Origin of the sequence: Floccifex porci (assembly GCF_009696175.1) — a bacterium.
Classification (GTDB): domain Bacteria; phylum Bacillota_I; class Bacilli_A; order Erysipelotrichales; family Erysipelotrichaceae; genus Floccifex; species Floccifex porci.
Map to the genome: position 1 here is coordinate 1 of NZ_VUMM01000039.1, position 1,817 is coordinate 1,817.

1 protein-coding gene and 1 rRNA gene are annotated in these 1,817 nt (G+C 30.0%); both read left to right on the forward strand.

Annotated features, from left to right (window positions below):
* A 5S ribosomal RNA gene (gene rrf / locus FYJ50_RS11015) occupies positions 1–94 on the forward strand; the annotation flags it as partial.
* Positions 95–153: 59 nt separating this feature from the next.
* Entirely contained in the window at positions 154–1,680 is a 1,527-nt protein-coding gene (gene cls / locus FYJ50_RS10405; RefSeq protein ID WP_154461684.1) for a cardiolipin synthase, read from the forward strand.
* Positions 1,681–1,817 lie beyond the last annotated feature (137 nt).

The following is a 1,817-nucleotide window of genomic DNA, read 5'->3' on the forward strand; positions in this document are numbered from 1 at the left end:
GGAAACACCTGAAATCATTCCGAACTCAGAAGTTAAGCACTTCAGCGGCGAAAATAGTTGGGCCTGCCCCTGCGAACATAGCACGCTGCCGGATTTTTTTATGCTTCCTTCTGGAAGTCTTTTTTTTGTTTCTTAAAATGGTATAATTATTACATGAACTTAAGAAAATTAGTAAAATCTAAAATATTTTATGTGGGTTTGGCAATAATCATTCAATGCATTGTCATATTTATCACGGTATATTATTTCACATCCAAATATTTTTTTATTAACTGTGTATTATCAATAATAAGTGTATGTACATGTATCCATGTTATTAATCGTAACAGTGATTCAAGTTCTAAATTGTTATGGGTATTTACAATCATGTTTTTACCATTTTTTGGATGTATATTATATCTATTATTTGGTGATAAAAAAATTCCCAAAGAATTGATGGTTCAAGATCGTCAGGCTGTGGAAGATTATAAAAAGTATATTTCACAAAATAAACAATATTTAGACGATTCATACGGAGATCTGATTTTACAGAGAATGTCTTTAATGGCATGGAACAATGGGTATTTTCCTGTATATCAAAATTGTGATACGACTTATTTTCCAAAAGGAGAAGATCAGTACAATGCCATGATTCATGAGTTAATAAAGGCTAAAAAGTTTATATTTATTGAATTTTTCATTATTAATAAAAGTGTTATGTGGGATACAATACTTCAAATATTACTGGATAAAGTTCAGGAAGGAGTCGATGTCCGTTTAATTTATGATGATTTTGGTTCTTTAGAATTCTTTGAAATGGATTATTGTGAATGGTTAAATAATAAAGGAATAAAAACGCATGTATTTAATAAAATAAGACCTGAAATCGCGATACAAATGAATAACAGAGATCACCGTAAAATTATTGTTATTGATGGCAAAGTAGGTTTTACAGGTGGATGTAATATTAGTGATGAATATATCAATACAAAAAAACGTTTTGGATACTGGAAAGATATGGGTTTAATGGTAAAAGGACCCTGTGTTGAAACACTGACTGTTTCTTTCCTTCAAATATGGAATTATCAGGAAAGCCATAAAACAAATTATAACGATTTTATTGTTTCAAAAGATACATTTCATTATTTCGGAAATGGTTATGTTCTTCCTTTTTTTGATTCACCTACAGATGATAAATATGTTGGAAAAAATATGCATTTAAATATGTTAAATCATGCATATAAATATTTCTGGATTACAACACCTTATCTAATATTAGACAGTGAAATGATTTCAGCTCTGGATTTAGCTGTAGATAATGGTGTCGATGTTAGAATTGTCATTCCTGGTATTCCGGATAAACGAATGGTTTACGATGTCACAAAAGCTAATGTGGATGAATTAATTCGAAAGGGTGTCAAAGTATATGAATACACTCCTGGATTTATTCATGGAAAAGTCTGTCTGACAGACGATCGAAATGCATTGGTAGGAACTGTAAATATGGATTTCCGTTCTTATTATCTGCATTATGAATGTGGTATCTGGATGAGAGATACAGATTGTATTTCTGATATAAAAAAAGATTTTTTAAATATTTTCAGAAGTTCTCATCTTGTAACGTTAGAAGATTGTGAAAATGTAAATTCAATTATTCGCATTTATCGAAAGATTTTAAGAATTATCAGCCCATTATTATAAAAAACTCACAAAATGATATGTACCCTCCAAACTGGACAATAAGCCAGTAAGGAGGGTTTTTATATGAAGTATACATGGCAGTTTAAACTTGAATGTGTAAAGAATTATAAGAAAGGCATTACTACACCTGTACCTGA